Genomic DNA, 16,013 nt, shown 5'->3' with positions numbered 1-16,013 from the left:
CCTATTTCTCGCTATCCACTAGACCGCGGATGAAGAGTTTTTGCATCGAAATTACCACGATCACCGGCGGAACCATCGCCAGAATCGAGGTCGCCATGATCACCGGCCAATCCGCGATATCATCGCCCGAGGGAAACATTTGCTTGATGCCCATAACGACCGTGTTCATTGAGGGATCGGTGGTGATCAGAAGCGGCCAGAGATATTGGTTCCAGCCGTAAATAAAGAGAATGACGAATAACGCCGCGATATTGGTTCGGCTCATCGGCAGTAAGATATCGACGAAAAACCGCATCGGGCGGGCCCCATCGACGCGCGCGGCCTCGGCCAGCTCATCAGGCACCGTCAGGAAGAACTGGCGAAATAAAAACGTCGCCGTGGCCGAAGCGATCAGCGGCAAGATCAGCCCCGAATAGCTATTGAGCATGCCAAAGCCTGCGATCACCTGATAGGTCGGCACGATGCGCACCTCAACCGGCAGCATCAGCGTGATAAAGATCAGCCAGAAAAAGAAATTGCGCCCCGGAAAGCGGAAATAGACAATCGCAAAGGCCGAGAGAATCGAGATCACGATTTTCCCCACGGCGATGCCCAGCGCCATTACCATCGAATTCATCAGCATCGTAAGAACCGGCACGTTCACGCCCGAAAACAGCGCGCGTTTGTAGTTCGTGAGGAACTGATCGCCCGGTAGCAGCGGCATCGGCGGATGGGTGATCGCGGCCTGCGGCACGGTCGAGGCGACAAACGCCAGCCAGATCGGAAAGAAGATCACCAGAACGCCGAGGATCATCAGCACATGCGTGAACCACAGCCCACGCCCGCGCTTTTGCACCATGCCGGCGGGCGGCTCTTTGACGGGATTGGATGCGTGCGCCATCAGTAATGCACCCGTTTCTCGATGAACTTGAATTGCAGCACCGTCAGCAGCCCGACGACCAGCAGCAAGATCACCGATTGCGCCGCGGATGAGCCAAGATCCTGACCGACAAATCCGTCGGCATAGACCTTATAGACAAGGATCGTGGTGGCCTGTTGCGGCCCGCCGCCGGTGATCGTGTGAATGACGCCGAAGGTTTCGAAAAACGCATAGACGATATTGACGACCAGCAGGAAAAACGTGGTCGGCGACAGCAGCGGCAGCACGATGGTAAAGAACCGCCGCCAGAACCGCGCGCCGTCAATCGCCGCCGCCTCGACCACCGATTTCGGCACCGCTTGCAGCGCGGCAAAATAGAACAGGAAATTGTAGCTGATCCGTCCCCAAGACGAAGCCACAACGACCAGCCCCATCGCCTCGTTCTGGTTGAGCACGTAGTTCCAGTCATAGCCCAACAGGCCCAGATACCATGCGACAATGCCGATGCGGGTGTTGAACATGAACAGCCACAAAACACCCGCCACGGCAGGTGCCACGGCATAGGGCCAGATTAGCAGCGTGCGATAGGCCCCCGCACCCTTGACCAAGCGATCCGCCAGAACGGCCAGAAACAGCGCCGGGATCATCGAGACCAGCGTGACCAGCGTGGAAAACACCGCCGTCGTCAGGAAAGACGCGCGATAATAAGGATCGCTGAGCAGATATTCGAAATTGCCAAGCCCGACATATTGCATCGACAGGCCGAACGGGTCGGGAATGAACAGCGATTGCCACACCGCCTCGCCCGCGGGGTAGAAAAAGAACACCCCCGAAATCACAAGCTGCGGAGCAATCAGCAAAAGCGGCAACAGCCAGCCCTTGAAGGTGACGCGTTTTTCCATTCTGGCCTCGGCGATAAAGTATCGCGGGCAGCGCGAAGGCCGCCCGCGATCAGATTGCGCTTAACGGTTAGCTTGCTCAAAGCGGCGCAGCAACTGGTTGCCTCGCGTCACCGCCGTATCAAGCGCGTCTTGCGCCGATTTATCACCCGACCACACCGCTTCGAGTTCTTCGTCGATGATGGTGCGGATCTGGTCGAAATTGCCAAGGCGGATGCCCTTGGAATTCTCGGTCGGCTCTTTTGTGGTCATCTGGATCACGGCCACGTCGGTGCCCGGATTCTCTTTGTAGAACCCTTGCTCACGCGTAAGGTCAGCAGCCGCCTTGGTGATCGGCAGATAGCCGGTATCCTGATGCCATTTCGCCTGCACCTCGGGCGAAGACAGGAAGTTCAGGAATTCAGCTACGCCTTTGTAGTCCTCGGCCGGTTTGCCCTCCATCACCCAAAGCGACGCGCCACCGATAATGGTGTTTTGCGGCGCCCCTTCGACATCGGACCAATAGGGCAGCGGGTGGACCTCAAAGGCGAACGTAGCCTCGGCCTTGATGCCCGCGTAGCCTGCCGAGCTTTCGGTGAACAGCGCACAAGACCCGGAACGGAAATCAGCCCCGCCTTCGTTGCGACGCCCCTTGTAGATGAACTCGCCGTTTTTGGCCCAATCGCCCAGCGTCTGGATGTGTTTGACCTGCAGGGGGCCGTTGAATTCCAGCTCGGTATCAAGCCCGCCAAAGCCGTTCTCTTTGCTCGCGAACGGCACGTTGTGATAGGCGGACAGGTTTTCAAGCTGGATCCAGCTTTGCCATGCGGTGGTCATCGGACAGTCGATGCCCGCGCCCTTGACCTGACCCAGCACCTTGCCGACATCTTCCCAAGTGTTCAGCGGCGCATCTTTGGCCACGCCCGCCTTATCCAGCAGGTCACGGTTAACCCACAGCACCGGCGTTGACGAGTTGAAAGGCAGCGACAGCATCTTGCCATCAGTGGTCGTGTAATAGCCTTTCACCGCGCCGATATAATCGTCGGAATTAAACGGCACACCGGCCTCTTCCATCACCTGATAGACGGGCTTAACCGCCCCCTTGGCTGCCATCATCGTGGCCGTGCCAACCTCGAACACCATTAGGATATCGGGCTGCTCGCCGGCGCGAAATGCCGCGATTCCGGCGTTGAGCGTTTCCGAGTAGTTGCCCTTGTAGTTCGCCACGACCTTGTAGTCGCTTTGGTTGGCGTTGAACTGTTCAACCTGCGCATCCACCAGCTCACCCAGCCGACCCGTGAAGGCGTGCCAAAACTGGATTTCGGTCTGCGCAAAAGCCGCGAAGGGCGACAATAGCGTGGAGGACGCGACAAGCGCGCCCAGTGCAAGATTCTTCATGTTATCCTCCCAGTGGGTAGCGTGATCTGATTGGCAATTCATGCTCTTGCGACCAAGCTGGCCGCGCACACTACGCTCCCTAGTCTGCTCGTGTAACAGTGTGATTACAAGTCTGTTATCGGTGTGAAATCTGGGACAGAAAAGGGGCGCAAGACCTTACGGTTCAAACACGCAGAGGTCTTAACCGCTTAAGCGCTCCGCGCGCACAAGGGTTGAGTTTCCCAGTCACGTTCAACGGCAGCCCAAAGTTCTACCTGCAAGCCTCGACATTGCGACGTGATGCAGGCGCGGCTTAATGGCTGTGGCCGCATTTTCCGTTACCATTGGCCAAGCGCCAAGTGATCATGGATAGCAGGCAGGCTTGGCCGGGATCTTGGGCATTGCGGATTCGGCTCATCATTGTTGCCCAATCTTCCTCAGGTGCGCGATTTGAAAAATCGGCAACCGCCAGCTGCGCATAGGTGGCATGATCCAAGCCTTCGGCCCCGGCAGCCTCCCCTAAAGCTGCCCAAATTTCTGGTTCTGCGGGAGCCAACCAGTCTTCGATACCTCTGCCGGAATTACGCGCGGCTGTCAGCACTTCACCTAACGTCATGACATTATCTCCACCAGATTGGCACCATAGACTGGCTGAACCATGAAGACGTCAACCTGCACTGTCAATTCTTACCGCCAACGTTGGGCTGGCATCCTGGACAGTCGTAAGGCTATTTTTAACTGGCTAAGTTTAAGTCTGCGCCAGCCCTTCGTGGCGTAAAAGAGCGTCTTGTTGCTCAAGACTCATCGAGATAGCTGCTCATATGGCGGCGGCTGATGTCTTGGCTTGTCTCAATCCGAAGGTCGGCTCCGTTTCGTATAGCAAATCATTGCATTTGGAGGTCACCCCCCAAAATGCAAAAGGGCGACCCTAACGGGCCGCCCCTCACATCCATCCACCCTCCGGCGATCAGTCGATCAGCGGGAGCAGCGTATTCAGGCTGTCTTTCGCATCGCCGTAGAACATCCGCGTGTTTTCTTTGTAAAACAGCGGGTTCTCGATGCCGGAATAGCCGGTCCCTTGACCGCGTTTGGACACGAACACCTGTTTCGCCTTCCACACCTCAAGTACCGGCATCCCCGCGATGGGCGAGTTCGGGTCTTCTTGTGCGGCCGGATTCACGATGTCATTCGAGCCAATGACAATCACCACATCGGTATCGGGGAAATCATCGTTGATCTCGTCCATCTCCAGCACGATATCATAGGGCACTTTGGCCTCGGCCAGTAGCACGTTCATATGCCCCGGCAGGCGCCCGGCGACCGGGTGAATGGCGAAACGTACGGTCTTGCCTTGGGCACGCAGCTTGCGGGTCAACTCACTAACCATCTGCTGGGCTTGCGCCACGGCCATGCCGTAACCGGGCACGATGACCACACTATCAGCCTCATTGAGCGCCGCTGCCACACCATCGGCGTCGATTGCGATCTGCTCGCCCTCGACCTCCATCGCGGGGCCGGTGGTATTGCCAAACCCGCCCAAGATCACCGACACGAAGGAGCGGTTCATCGCCTTGCACATGATGTAGCTTAGGATAGCACCAGACGAGCCAACCAGCGCGCCGGTCACGATCAGCAGATCGTTGCCAAGGCTGAAACCAATCGCCGCCGCCGCCCAGCCGGAATAGCTGTTGAGCATCGAAACGACGACCGGCATATCCGCGCCCCCGATCCCCATGATCAGGTGATAGCCGATGAAGAACGCCAGCAGCGTCATTAGCAACAGCGCCCAGACCCCTGCCCCGTTCAGGAACGCGATCAGCAGCAGAACCGAGCCAATCGCGGCTCCTGCATTGAGCATATGCCCGCCCGGCAGTTTATCGGCCTTCGAGCTAAGCTTGCCCGCCAGCTTCCCAAACGCCACGACCGACCCAGTGAAGGTCACAGCACCGATGAACACACCAAGGAATAGCTCAACGCGCAGGATCGACAACTCCACCGGCGTTTTATGCGCCAGAAGGGCTGCAAAGCCGCGCAGGCCGCGTTCATGCAGCGCCGACGCAACGCCCGTTTCCGTCAAAGTGCCCGACAGCGAGGCCTTAATTGCCATCACGTTGGCCATCTCAAGATAGGCGTTATAGCCCACAAACACCGCCGCGAGACCGACGAGCGAGTGCATCGCCGCCACCAGCTGCGGCATTTCCGTCATTTGCACGCGATTGGCCACGAACCAGCCGATGATGCCGCCCGCCGCGATCATGATGACCGAGATCAGCCACAGCCCCGAGCCGGGGCCGATCAGTGTGGCGACAACCGCCAGCGCCATGCCCACGATGCCATACCAAACGGCGCGTTTGGCGCTTTCTTGGCCCGAAAGCCCGCCAAGCGAGAGGATGAAAAGAACTGCCGAAACAACATAGGCAGCGGTCGAGAATCCGGTTTCCATTGTCTCGGCCCCCTTACGATTTCTGGAACATGGCAAGCATGCGCCGCGTGACCATGAAGCCACCGAAAATGTTGATCCCGGCCATAAAGACCGACAGCGCGGCCAGCACGATCACCAGCCAGCTTCCTGATCCGATCTGCAACAGCGCGCCCAAGATGATGATCGAGGAAATTGCGTTGGTGACGGCCATCAGCGGCGTGTGCAGGCTGTGCGCAACGTTCCAGATCACTTGGAAGCCGATGAAACAGCTCAGCACGAAGACGATGAAGTGCTGCATAAAGCTGGCGGGCGCAATTAGCCCCACGCCGAGCAGCAGCACCGCGCCCACGACAAGCAAGGTCACTTGGTTCTTGGTCTGGGCCTTGAACGCAACCACCTCGGCGGCGCGGCGTTCTTCGGGCGTCAGTTCTTTGGGCTTTTCGGTCGGTTTCTTGGCCGCGATCGCCGCAATCTTGGGCGGCGGCGGCGGGAAGGTGATCTCGCCCTGATAAGCCACGGTCGCGCCACGGATCACGTCATCTTCCATGTTATGCACGACAACGCCGTCTTTTTTCGGCGTCAGATCGGTCATCATATGGCGGATATTGGTGGAATAAAGCGACGAGGATTGCGAGGCCATCCGGCTGGGGAAATCGGTGTAACCAACGATGGTCACGCCATTGTCGGTCACGATTTTCTCGTCCGGCTTGGTCAATTCGCAGTTGCCGCCGCGTTCCGCCGCAAGATCGACGATCACCGAGCCGGGCTTCATCGCCTCGACCATATCCTTGGTCCACAGCACCGGAGCATCACGGCCCGGGATCAGCGCGGTGGTGATGACGATGTCCATATCGGGCGCAAGTTCGCGGAACTTCTTGAGCTGTGCCTCGCGGAATTCCGGGCTAGACGGAGCAGCATAGCCCCCCGTCGCAGCACCGTCCTGCACGGCTTCCTTAAAGTCGAGATAGACGAACTCGGCGCCCATGGATTCGATCTGTTCGGCCACTTCGGGGCGCACATCGAACGCGAATGTCATCGCGCCAAGCGAGGTCGACGCGCCAATCGCAGCCAGACCGGCGACGCCAGCCCCCACGACCAGCACCTTTGCGGGCGGAACCTTGCCCGCCGCCGTCACCTGGCCGGTAAAGAAGCGACCGAAATTATTGCCCGCCTCCATCACCGCACGGTAGCCCGCGATATTGGCCATCGAGGACAGCGCGTCCATTTTTTGCGCGCGCGAGATACGGGGCACCATATCCATCGCGATCACATTCGCGCCGGTCTTTTCCGCCGTCTTGAGCAGCTTTTCATTCTGCGCAGGGTAGAAGAAGGAAATCAGCGTCTGGCCGGGCTTGAGGCGTTTCAGCTCTGCATCGGTGGGTGGGCGCACCTTAACGACGAAATCCACCTCTTTGAACAGCGCGGCAGCCGTCTTGATGACGGTGACATTCGCGCCCTCATAGGCGGCATCGGTAAAGCCGGCCTTCAGGCCCGCACCGGTTTCGATGAAGCATTCATGGCCCAGCTTTTGCAGTTGCAATGCCGAGTCTGGCGTCATTGCGACGCGTGCTTCACCTTCGAAAATCTCCTTTGGAGCTCCGACTTTCAATGTAACTCCCCCTTGGATAGCGGCCCGCGTTGCTAGTTAAGTGCAGGCCCGGAATCTGGCGATGTCCTGAATAACACCGCGCAATAATATTTCACAAGCACCGAGTGCCGGTAAAATGTTCTTATTGTGCCGCGCACCTGCGACGACATAAATGTATACAATCGCACACCAATTACGAGTCCGATTTCCAGCGTAGAATCAGAGTTTTAGCTTGGTTCGGCGCCTGTCGGCGCTGCAAAGTAGAGTTTCAACTTTTTGCACACGCAGCAATCGCGCGCGCGCCGCGCTTACAGCCAGCGGCGCACCTGCGCACGGTAATCGCTGAATTTCGCCCCGAAATGCGCGCCGATCATGGCCTCTTCCCCGACAATAAAGCGCACCGTGATCAACCACATGAAGGCAGGCACCAAGGGCAGCGCGAGGGCGGCATTCCACCACAGGCACAGCCCCGTCAGCACCAGCGCATCGCCCAGATAAATCGGATTGCGCGTCAACGCGAACGCCCCCGAGGTCACCAGATCGTTCGGGTCACGGCGCGGAACGAATGTGGTGTGATGCAGCACCATCTGCCCCGCAGCCACTGCCATCAACACCAACCCGAGGCCAATCAGCGCCCCGCCAAACAGCCGACCAAGCGCAAAATCAATCGGCACGGCCTGCCCGATGCTCCACGCCATCGCGGCAAACAGCGCCAGCCATAGCGGCGGGATGTCGACTTCACGCAACATCTTGATCCTTTCCCGCGATTACAGGCGATAAACAGTCAACTCGGGCAGCTCGGTCAGCGGCACGTCCAGCAGGCGCAGCGCGGGCAGCGACACCTCAGACCCCGCCCCCGCCGGTTTGCCCGAGGGAATCAGCGTCACTTTGGCCGATTTCCCGGTTTTCGGGTTCTCGATACGGCCCTTGCTCTCAACGCTTACCAGCCCTGTGCGCATCCAGAACCCCGGATCGGTGGGATCGCCAAGGCTGGCAATGGTCGCGCCCAATTTTGCCTCGCCCGAAGCGGGTTTCTGCGCAGCCTCGGCGCGTTGCGCGGCGGTCGTGGTGTCCAGCGCCGCAGCATTGCGTCCCGCCGGCTTGGGCAGCGGCATCGAGGTTTCAGACGTACCCGATTGCGGCACCGGCGCGGACGCTTTGCGCGAGATCCCGAGCTGAGCACAGCCAGCCACGGCCAAAACCAGTCCCAAACCTATCAACGCACGCATGACATATCTCCTCTAAAACTTGGACTACCCTAACCGATACACGCGCCGGGGAAAATGCCCCTCACCCCCGGTTCAAAGCGCGCAGGAGTTGGCGAAACGCAAGACCACTTAGCAGCGCAAGGATCGGCATGGCGATGGGCTCATAAATCAGCGCGCCAAACGCCTCGCCGGCCAGCCAGCTTCCGCCACTTGGTGCGGGAAATCCCGCGCCAACACGGTCCGCCACCCAATACCAGCCCAGCGCGAACATCAGATAGGCCATTACCTTGAACGGCCATGGCCCCGAAAACGCGGCCAAAACTCCCAGCGGCACGATCAGGATCGCGCTACGGCGCAGGCAGTCGGTGAGAACGGTTAACGGGGCCGGGTTAAGGGCCGCCATGGCCGCGCTCGGCAGCAAAACCACCTGCACCCAAACCGTCGAGGCCACGATCAGCGCGCCAAGAACGCCTGTCAGCCCAGCCCGTAGCGCCCGAGAGCGGCGCGCATTCATCCACCGGTATGGCTCATGTGGCGGGTCATCTGCCCGGCCACGGTCTGGCGCGAATAGTCGAAATCATGGCCCTTGGGTTTGCGCGATATCGCGGCGCGAATGGCCGCGATCAGCGCCGTGTTATCGCCGCTGGCGCGCAACGGCGCACGCAGATCGGCGTTGTCCTCTTGGCCCAGACACATGAACAGCTCTCCGGTGCAGGTCACCCGCACACGGTTGCAATTTTCACAGAAATTATGGGTCAGAGGCGTGATAAAGCCGATTTTTTGTTGAGTTTGTGCAAGTCGCACATAGCGCGCAGGGCCGCCGGTGCTTTCGCTTAGCTCCTCAGGCGTGAAGCGCTCAGCCAGACGCGCGCGCAAATCCGAAAGCGGCCAGTATTGATCAAGGCGCATCTCCTCGCCCATCTCGCCCATCGGCATCACTTCGATAAAGGTCAGATCGAACCCCTCAGCGGCGCACCAATCCACCAGATCGAACAGCTCATCTTCGTTAAAGCCCTTGAGCGCCACGGTGTTGATCTTGACGCGCAAGCCCGCACGCTTGGCCGCCTCCAGACCCGCCTTAACCTGGTCAAGCCGCCCCCAACGGGTAATGGCGGCGAATTTATCCGCGTCCAGCGTATCAAGCGAGACATTGATCCGCTTCACTCCAAGAGCCGCCAGATCATCGGCAAACCGCGCTAATTGCGAGCCATTCGTCGTCAGCGTCAACTCATCCAGCGCGCCAGTTTCCAGATGGCGTGAGATGGTGCGGAAAAACGTCATGATATCGCGGCGCACCAAAGGTTCACCGCCAGTGATGCGCAACTTTTTCACGCCCAGCCCGATGAAAGTCGAACACAGCCGGTCCAGCTCCTCCAGCGTCAGCAGCTCTTTCTTGGGCAGGAATTGCATGTGCTCGGCCATGCAATAGGTGCAGCGAAAATCGCAGCGATCAGTAACCGAGACCCGAAGATAGGAAATCGGGCGGGCGAACGGGTCGATGAGGGGCGCGTGATCCATGGGATGAAACTATGCCTCGGGGCGACGCGCGGCAAGGGGGCGCGTGTGGTTCAAGATGGCGCAGCCAGACGATCCTCGACCATCCCCACCAGCCAGCTTGCGCCATACGGGATCGCCTCGTCGTGGAACTCGTATTGCGCGTGATGCAGCGGCGCACTGTCGCCATTGCCAAGGAAAATATAGGCCCCCGGGCGCGCCTCAAGCATGTAAGAGAAATCCTCGGCCCCCATCATCGGGGGAACATCGCGATCGACATCGGCGCTGATCTTTTCGGCCACCCGCGCGGCATGGTCTGCGCAATCCGCATCGTTCACCGTCACCGGATAGCCGCGCAGATATTCGACCTGCGCCTGCCCGCCAAAGGTTGCGGCAACCCCTTGGCTGATTTCGCTTAACCGCCGTTCCGCCAGATCGCGGGTCTCGGGCGACATCGCGCGCACGGTGCCCCCCAGCATGACCTCATTGCCGATCACGTTATCCGCCTCGCTTTGCGAATTCAGCGTGGTGACCGAGACCACGACGGGATCGAACGGGTCGACCTCTCGGCTGGCGATGGATTGCAGCGCCAATATCAGCTGCGCCGAGATCACCACCGGATCGACCACCTCTTGCGGTTTGGCCGCATGCCCGCCCTTGCCGATCACCCGGATCGTGAAAAAATCAGCCGAGGCCATCATCGCGCCCGGGCGCACCCCCAGATGGCCCGCCTCCATGCCCGGCATGTTGTGCAGCCCGTACACCTCATCAATCGCGAAACGCTCCATCAAGCCGTCTTCGATCATCGCGCGCGCGCCCGCCCCGCCCTCTTCGGCTGGCTGAAAGATCACCACGGCGCGGCCTGCGAAAGCGCGCGTCTCACACAGATATTTCGCAGCGCCCAGCAGCATCGACGTATGCCCGTCATGGCCGCAGGCATGCATCTTGCCCTTGCTCTGCGAGGCATGTTCCAGCCCGGTCTGTTCCACAATCGGCAGCGCATCCATATCAGCGCGCAGGCCAATCACGCGCGGGCCCAGCGCCCCTTGGGTCGCAACCTCTTGCCCTTCGATCACGCCAACCACGCCAGAACGCCCGATCCCTTCGACCACCTCGTCACAACCAAATGCGCGCAGCAATTGCGCCACGCGCGCCGACGTGCGCGGCAGGTCATAACCGAGTTCGGGATGACGATGAAAATCGCGCCGCCAGCCGATGATCTCGGGCAGCAGTTCGGCGAAACGGTTCTTGATGGGCATGGGGTGCGGCTTTGTGTTGGGGCAAATCACACCCACCTTGGCCTGTGCGCGATGCGCGTGCAAGCGCTAGCGAAACGCCATTGGCAGGTCAAACGCATAGCTTTGCGCGCCCAGCCCCTTGGGCGCTGGCGCGAACCTCCCCGCCCGGCGCACAGCCTGCAGGGCCGCACGGTCCAGCGCCGCGCGCCCAGAGCTGCGCGCCAGCGAGACCGACAGCAATTGCCCGCTGCGCGAGACCCGCAACGTGACGACCACGCGCCCCGCTCCTGCCCCTGCGGGCGGGGTTTTGGCGCGCTCAATCCGGGCACGGATCTGGGCACCCCAAGCGGCCATCGCAGCGCGCGTCTGGCCCGAAGACAGCGTCGCCGCCTTCGCCTTGCCCTGCTGCCCCGCCGCCGCGCCCCCGCCTGCGCCTTGGGCCTGCTGTTTGGGTGCGGCTTGCGAGGCGCGCGAGGCTTTAGGCGCGGTTTTCGTGGCTGTTTTCGGCTGCGGTTTAGGTTTGGCTTTCGGCTTGGCGACCGGGCGCGGCATCTCGGGCGGGGGCAGCACCGTTTGCGGCGGCGGCGGGGTCTCACGCGCTTGCGGCGGGGCGGGCGCGGTTGGGGCAGCATTGGCAAGGGAGGGATCGCTTGGCGTGGGGTCGCGCGGCGTCGCCTCATCTAACTGCGGCGCAAGAGGCTTGGGGGCCGTCGCGACTTCGGGCGGGCGCTCCCACTCGGCCACAACCGCAGCCATCGCCTCCGAAGCCGGCGCTATCACCACCAGATCAGCGCCCCGTGCGCCTGCCGACCGCGCGCCCCCCGCAACCGGTGGCTGCCAGAGCGCGAACACCGTCAAATGCAGCACCACAGCCCCGCCGAGCGCGCCGCCAAAGGCCCAGACCCGCGCGCTCATTTCGCGCGTACCACCAGCGAGAGATCGCGAAAGCCAAGCGCGGAAAGCTGGGGCAAAAGTGCCGCCAGCGCCTCGCCCGGCAGATCCGCATCGGCGCGCAATTGCAGGGTATCGGCGCAGTCCCCGCATCGCGCACGCGCAGCCTGTGCCGCCTGCGTCAGTGCCGCCAATGCATCCGCGCCGCGCTCCGTGCCAAAGCCCGCCTCACCTTGCGCATCAAGGTAAAGCGTCAGTGCGCCGGGCTCGGGCGCGCTGTCGCTGCGCGCCTCGGGCGGGGTTACGGCGAAAGGTGCCGGGCGCGTCAGCGTAGCGGCCAGCAGGAAAAACACCAGCAGCAGAAACACGACATTGATCATCGGCAAAAGCGGCTCGCTCAGCGCGCGACGCGGGGGCGGCGCGATCCGCATCAGCGCACCAGCACGAGCTGCGCGATCCCTGCCCCGCGCAGCCGCTCCATCAAACCGATCACGTCTTGCAAACGCCCGCCCTTGGAACGGATGACGACCGGATCTGTGGGCTTGTCCATCAGCGCATTCAAGCGCGCCGCCAGATCATCCGGCGCAATCGCCACGCCGTTCAGCGTCAGCCCCCCATCTATCCCGACATCGACCAGTCGCGGCGGGCCGGACCAGTGCGCAGACGCCCCACCGCCAATCGAGAGATCCAGCGTGCGCTCAACACCAAAGCGCGAGGCCAGCATGAAAAACACCAGTAACAAAAATACGACGTCGATCATCGGCGTCAGGGCCGCGCGGCGACGCGGACGGGGTGTATCGAAAGTGAACATCACTCGGCGGCGGCGCGGTCCGTTGCCGCGCTGGATGGGCCAACATCGCGCGGCGCGCGCAGGAATATCCGCGTCGCGCTGTCTTCAAGATCATGACGCAACCGGTCCACCACCGCATCAAAGCCCGACAGCGCAATCTGCGCCGGGATCGCCACGCCCATGCCCGCCGCCGTTGTCAAGAGCGCCTCCCAAATGCCGCCCGCAAGGGTGGCCGGATCGGCCTGAACGCCGGCCTCTTGCAGCGCACGAAAGGCCGCGATCATTCCCGCAACCGTGCCAAGCAAGCCCAGAAGCGGGCCGATCACCACCGCAAGTTCAAGCCCTCGCAGCCCCGAACGCGCCCGGATCAGCAGCGCCCGCGCAGCGCGGGCGGTTTCGGCCTCGGCCCCCGCGCGATCAAGCGTCGGGTCTTGCAGCGCCGCCATCGCCCGGCGCGCCAGTTGCGCGCGCAACGAGCGCCGCCCCGCCAAAGCAGCCTGCGCGCGCGCGATATCGCCCGCCTCCCAAGCCGCGATTGCCGTGCGGGTATACGCCCCGCCCGACCACGCGCCCGCCAGCGACAAATCCCAGATTTTCCACAAGATCAGCGCCAGTGACAGCACCGAGAGCGCCGCAATCGCCCACATCGCAGGCCCGCCAAGGCTGAGCGCGTCGATCACGCGGCCGGGTATTTGGCTGATATCGACCATTGCCTCTCCCAAGGTTGCGAAGCGTATCGCGCGCTAAACCTAGCGCGCCGCGCCCGTTTCGCTGTCGCACAGTCTGACACGCCTTTCAACTCTGCGCAGGCACATCAGCTGTCGGAAACGTCCGGTTTCCGCTTAAAAACGGGAGAAGAAATGATGCCGCCGCCCGACGCGCCTTCGCAGCTTCCGCAAGGAGTACGATGCGCTGCTCTGATGCGTCACGAAGCTGCGCGGCGCATCCGAATAGGGGGACGACTGCCGTTTTCAACTATTCATGTCGGCCCATCGGAAGGTGCGCATACGCACATAATACACATAAATGTGCCGTTTAATCCGCAAAATAGCACGCCATATGAAGTTGCGAGAGGGGAAGACCCTCGGCCCTAGATTATAGAGTGAGACTATCATGAAACATATCATCGCAACATCCGCCGTTCTCGCGCTCCTCGCAGGCACTGCTTCCGCTGCCAACACTCAAATGCATGAGCGTCATGCCGCTTTCCCTAATGGCGTCACCGCCACGGACACAGCCAAAGTCCAAGCGAGCACAGTTTATTCCAACAAGGAGTTGCAGCAGGCGCACCTGAATCCGACTTCTCTCGTCACAGTGACCGTCATCCCGGCACCCGACCATATCACACCGTCAAAGCACGACAATTGATCTAATTTACCGCGAATGTCAGTGGGCGTCTGCATCATGCAGGCGCCCTACTTTTGGCAATTGCCGCGTGCATCCCATCTGCGCCCCCATTGCGATTGATAGCGATTGACCTTTCAGACCGCGCCCGTCATCGACGCGTTGCCCCACATCGCTCATCGGGAGTTTAGAGGATCAAAAAGACTGATTGTCGAGGTTAGGCGGATTTCTTGTGCCTTGTCATTAGCTTTGCGTCCCTACTGCACACGATGCACCAGATCGAAGCCCCTGCGATCATCGCTGCGCAAAGCGACTATGTCTTGCCGCGCCGGGGCGGGCGCAAGCTTGAGGTTTAGATCGACGGCGCGCGCGACGGAACTCCCGCGCTCAATTTCTTCAGCCTGCTCGGCCCGGGAACGCCCGAGGCGATCACGCTCGAGTTGCGCGCGCGCAATGTCATCCTGATCAGCCCGTGGCGACCGGGGTTTGGCGCAACCTCCCCGCCAAACCGCACGACCTCGCGCAGCACTTGCCTCTCCGAGGACGTCGCCGCTATGTTCGACAGCTTCGGCCTCGCAGAGTTTTTACGACATGGCCATTCATCTACCCGAACGGATCACCCATGGGATCGTGGTCAACGGACCCGTGCCACGTCGCTATATCGCGCAAAATTCCGTTGCCTCGAAATGGACCAATGCGTTGATGAGCGCCTCGTTCGTCTCCTGCGGTGTTACCCGGATGCCCCTGGGTGCGGGCGAGCGTCTCATCCGCAACACCGACACGACCGCCTTTCCGCAGAAAATGTATGGTCATTCGGCCAGAGACCGCGAGGCCCTTGCAGATCACAATGTCGCCGCCTCGATCTTTACAGGGGTTCAGCATGTCATGGCCCCGAGCCTTGAGGCCGGGGCCGGGGCCGAGGATATCGGCTCGGGACTTTCCGCGTGGACAACCCAAGTTGACAGGCTGCGCGCTCCGATCATTTTATATCATGGGCGTGAGGACCCGAATGTGCCTTTTGGCAGCGTGGCCGAATTCGCCCGCGACCATGGCTCTCATCTGACCCTTCTGCCCGAGGATGGGGGCGGACAGTTGTGGTATTCCCATTTCAATCACATTCTGGATCTTGCCGTTGCAAGATGCGAGGCTTTTTCCGCAGGCGACTAAACAGGAAAGACGCCTGTTGCGTTAGCGATCATGGGATCGCAGGCTATCGCAGCCCTCAATGCTGTCTTCGACGCGACCGGAGCAGCGACGCCCCGTTCAGGCTGGCGAAACGTGGAGTGCCCGACTTAAGTGGCCCGCCAACTGGGATAGATTTACCCCGATGTCAGGAAGACCAAAAGATGGCTGGAAAGCGAGACAAACCCGAGTAGAACGTTCTGATGTTGCAGCAGGCTGAAGTGCTACAAGATCAAGCCAGGTCGATCGCGCAAGCTATTCGACAGATCGTCTTGACGCAGTAGACCGGCGTTGCTGTAAAATTCGCCTCAGAAAGGTTTCACCCAAGGGATCCAGTAGGTAAAGAGGTTCGACATAAGCAAGCCCGAACCTGCCCTACACCGCACGACGAACTGGAAAGCCTAGAACGAAACGCTGAGGCGGCGAAGATCACAGCTAATCCGTTGCCCGGCAACACATGCTTGCATGCCCAAAGCCAGCTTCAATTCTGTTGGAACGCGCCTGCGATAGGCGAAAATTCCGTTCGACCGCGTCACCAAAAAATCCATCTGCACCGCAATAATCATGCACGCATCACATCGCACATGTGTAGCATTTGTGCATTGATTTCCCGTCTAGAGTCCTTTCTTCTTGCAAAAACAACAAGAAATGGTGCCGGCGGAGAGACTCGAACTCCCGACCCCCTGATTACAAATCAGACGCTCTACCAACTGAGCTACGCCGGCCTTTGGCCTCGCAATAG

Annotated in this window: 19 protein-coding genes and 1 tRNA gene; 3 read left to right on the top strand and 17 right to left on the bottom strand. The window is 60.6% G+C overall.

Annotation, left to right across the window (positions count from 1 at the left end):
• Position 1: 1 nt before the first annotated feature.
• From ugpE to ACN0SD_RS03565, 15 genes are all read right to left on the bottom strand, one after another.
• Positions 2 to 838 carry a sn-glycerol-3-phosphate ABC transporter permease UgpE gene (gene ugpE, locus ACN0SD_RS03635; RefSeq protein WP_417807187.1) on the bottom strand — a complete coding sequence of 279 codons (837 nt, stop codon included), beginning with the start codon at positions 836 to 838 and terminating at the stop codon, positions 2 to 4.
• Positions 839 to 879: 41 nt separating this feature from the next.
• Positions 880 to 1,761, bottom strand: coding sequence for a sn-glycerol-3-phosphate ABC transporter permease UgpA (ugpA, locus tag ACN0SD_RS03630; RefSeq protein ID WP_417806859.1), 882 nt, complete (start codon positions 1,759 to 1,761; stop codon positions 880 to 882).
• A 60-nt stretch (positions 1,762 to 1,821) separates the two neighbouring features.
• The gene (gene ugpB, locus ACN0SD_RS03625) at positions 1,822 to 3,135 is read right to left on the bottom strand and encodes a sn-glycerol-3-phosphate ABC transporter substrate-binding protein UgpB (protein WP_417806858.1); all 1,314 of its coding nucleotides are present in this window, start codon (positions 3,133 to 3,135) and stop codon (positions 1,822 to 1,824) included.
• A 292-nt stretch (positions 3,136 to 3,427) separates the two neighbouring features.
• Positions 3,428 to 3,730 (bottom strand): hypothetical protein, encoded by a 303-nt coding sequence (locus tag ACN0SD_RS03620; protein WP_417806857.1) that lies wholly within the window; start codon positions 3,728 to 3,730, stop codon positions 3,428 to 3,430.
• 351 nt (positions 3,731 to 4,081) lie between these two features.
• Complete coding sequence (locus ACN0SD_RS03615) at positions 4,082 to 5,557, bottom strand: NAD(P)(+) transhydrogenase (Re/Si-specific) subunit beta (protein ID WP_417806856.1); 1,476 nt, start codon at positions 5,555 to 5,557, stop codon at positions 4,082 to 4,084.
• 13 nt (positions 5,558 to 5,570) lie between these two features.
• Positions 5,571 to 7,145 carry a Re/Si-specific NAD(P)(+) transhydrogenase subunit alpha gene (locus ACN0SD_RS03610; protein ID WP_417806855.1) on the bottom strand — a complete coding sequence of 525 codons (1,575 nt, stop codon included), beginning with the start codon at positions 7,143 to 7,145 and terminating at the stop codon, positions 5,571 to 5,573.
• 287 nt (positions 7,146 to 7,432) lie between these two features.
• On the bottom strand, positions 7,433 to 7,873 hold the full coding sequence (locus ACN0SD_RS03605) for a methyltransferase family protein (protein WP_417806854.1): 441 nt from the start codon (positions 7,871 to 7,873) through the stop codon (positions 7,433 to 7,435).
• 18 nt (positions 7,874 to 7,891) lie between these two features.
• Entirely contained in the window at positions 7,892 to 8,353 is a 462-nt protein-coding gene (locus ACN0SD_RS03600) for a D-galactarate dehydratase (protein WP_417806853.1), read from the bottom strand.
• Positions 8,354 to 8,414: 61 nt separating this feature from the next.
• Complete coding sequence (locus tag ACN0SD_RS03595; protein ID WP_417806852.1) at positions 8,415 to 8,846, bottom strand: hypothetical protein; 432 nt, start codon at positions 8,844 to 8,846, stop codon at positions 8,415 to 8,417.
• Positions 8,843 to 9,850, bottom strand: coding sequence for a GTP 3',8-cyclase MoaA (gene moaA / locus ACN0SD_RS03590; RefSeq protein ID WP_417806851.1), 1,008 nt, complete (start codon positions 9,848 to 9,850; stop codon positions 8,843 to 8,845). Before moaA ends, ACN0SD_RS03595 begins: the two co-directional genes overlap by 4 nt.
• 50 nt (positions 9,851 to 9,900) lie before the next feature.
• A complete protein-coding gene (locus ACN0SD_RS03585; RefSeq protein WP_417806850.1) occupies positions 9,901 to 11,085 on the bottom strand; it encodes a M20 aminoacylase family protein in 1,185 nt (394 codons plus the stop codon).
• Positions 11,086 to 11,151: 66 nt separating this feature from the next.
• Positions 11,152 to 11,979 (bottom strand): energy transducer TonB, encoded by an 828-nt coding sequence (locus ACN0SD_RS03580; protein WP_417806849.1) that lies wholly within the window; start codon positions 11,977 to 11,979, stop codon positions 11,152 to 11,154.
• On the bottom strand, positions 11,976 to 12,386 hold the full coding sequence (locus ACN0SD_RS03575; RefSeq protein WP_417806848.1) for a biopolymer transporter ExbD: 411 nt from the start codon (positions 12,384 to 12,386) through the stop codon (positions 11,976 to 11,978). Before ACN0SD_RS03575 ends, ACN0SD_RS03580 begins: the two co-directional genes overlap by 4 nt.
• Positions 12,386 to 12,766: an ExbD/TolR family protein gene (locus ACN0SD_RS03570; RefSeq protein WP_417806847.1), complete on the bottom strand. Its 381-nt coding sequence runs from the start codon at positions 12,764 to 12,766 to the stop codon at positions 12,386 to 12,388. The genes ACN0SD_RS03575 and ACN0SD_RS03570 overlap by 1 nt, the downstream gene beginning before the upstream one ends.
• Positions 12,766 to 13,455: a MotA/TolQ/ExbB proton channel family protein gene (locus tag ACN0SD_RS03565; RefSeq protein ID WP_417806846.1), complete on the bottom strand. Its 690-nt coding sequence runs from the start codon at positions 13,453 to 13,455 to the stop codon at positions 12,766 to 12,768. Before ACN0SD_RS03565 ends, ACN0SD_RS03570 begins: the two co-directional genes overlap by 1 nt.
• Before the next feature lie 403 nt (positions 13,456 to 13,858).
• Here ACN0SD_RS03565 and ACN0SD_RS03560 point away from each other — a divergent pair, with 403 nt between their 5' ends.
• Both ACN0SD_RS03560 and ACN0SD_RS03555 read left to right on the top strand, forming a co-directional pair.
• Positions 13,859 to 14,113 carry a hypothetical protein gene (locus ACN0SD_RS03560; RefSeq protein WP_417806845.1) on the top strand — a complete coding sequence of 85 codons (255 nt, stop codon included), beginning with the start codon at positions 13,859 to 13,861 and terminating at the stop codon, positions 14,111 to 14,113.
• A 206-nt stretch (positions 14,114 to 14,319) separates the two neighbouring features.
• Positions 14,320 to 14,445: a hypothetical protein gene (locus tag ACN0SD_RS03555; RefSeq protein ID WP_417806844.1), complete on the top strand. Its 126-nt coding sequence runs from the start codon at positions 14,320 to 14,322 to the stop codon at positions 14,443 to 14,445.
• Here the strand turns inward: ACN0SD_RS03555 and ACN0SD_RS03550 are convergent.
• Positions 14,442 to 14,618 carry a hypothetical protein gene (locus tag ACN0SD_RS03550; protein WP_417806843.1) on the bottom strand — a complete coding sequence of 59 codons (177 nt, stop codon included), beginning with the start codon at positions 14,616 to 14,618 and terminating at the stop codon, positions 14,442 to 14,444. The two genes, ACN0SD_RS03555 and ACN0SD_RS03550, sit on opposite strands and share 4 nt — an antisense overlap.
• A 62-nt stretch (positions 14,619 to 14,680) precedes the next feature.
• Between ACN0SD_RS03550 and ACN0SD_RS03545 the strand changes: the two genes are divergently transcribed.
• Positions 14,681 to 15,256 carry a hypothetical protein gene (locus ACN0SD_RS03545; RefSeq protein ID WP_417806842.1) on the top strand — a complete coding sequence of 192 codons (576 nt, stop codon included), beginning with the start codon at positions 14,681 to 14,683 and terminating at the stop codon, positions 15,254 to 15,256.
• 664 nt (positions 15,257 to 15,920) lie between these two features.
• Here ACN0SD_RS03545 and ACN0SD_RS03540 read toward each other — a convergent pair.
• Positions 15,921 to 15,996 (bottom strand) — tRNA-Thr (locus ACN0SD_RS03540).
• Between the last annotated feature and the right edge of the window lie 17 nt (positions 15,997 to 16,013).

The organism is Thioclava sp. (assembly GCF_048263065.1).
Classification (GTDB): domain Bacteria; phylum Pseudomonadota; class Alphaproteobacteria; order Rhodobacterales; family Rhodobacteraceae; genus Thioclava.
The sequence above is the reverse complement of the archived record's forward strand: the minus strand, read 5'-3'. Positions and strand labels throughout refer to the sequence as shown.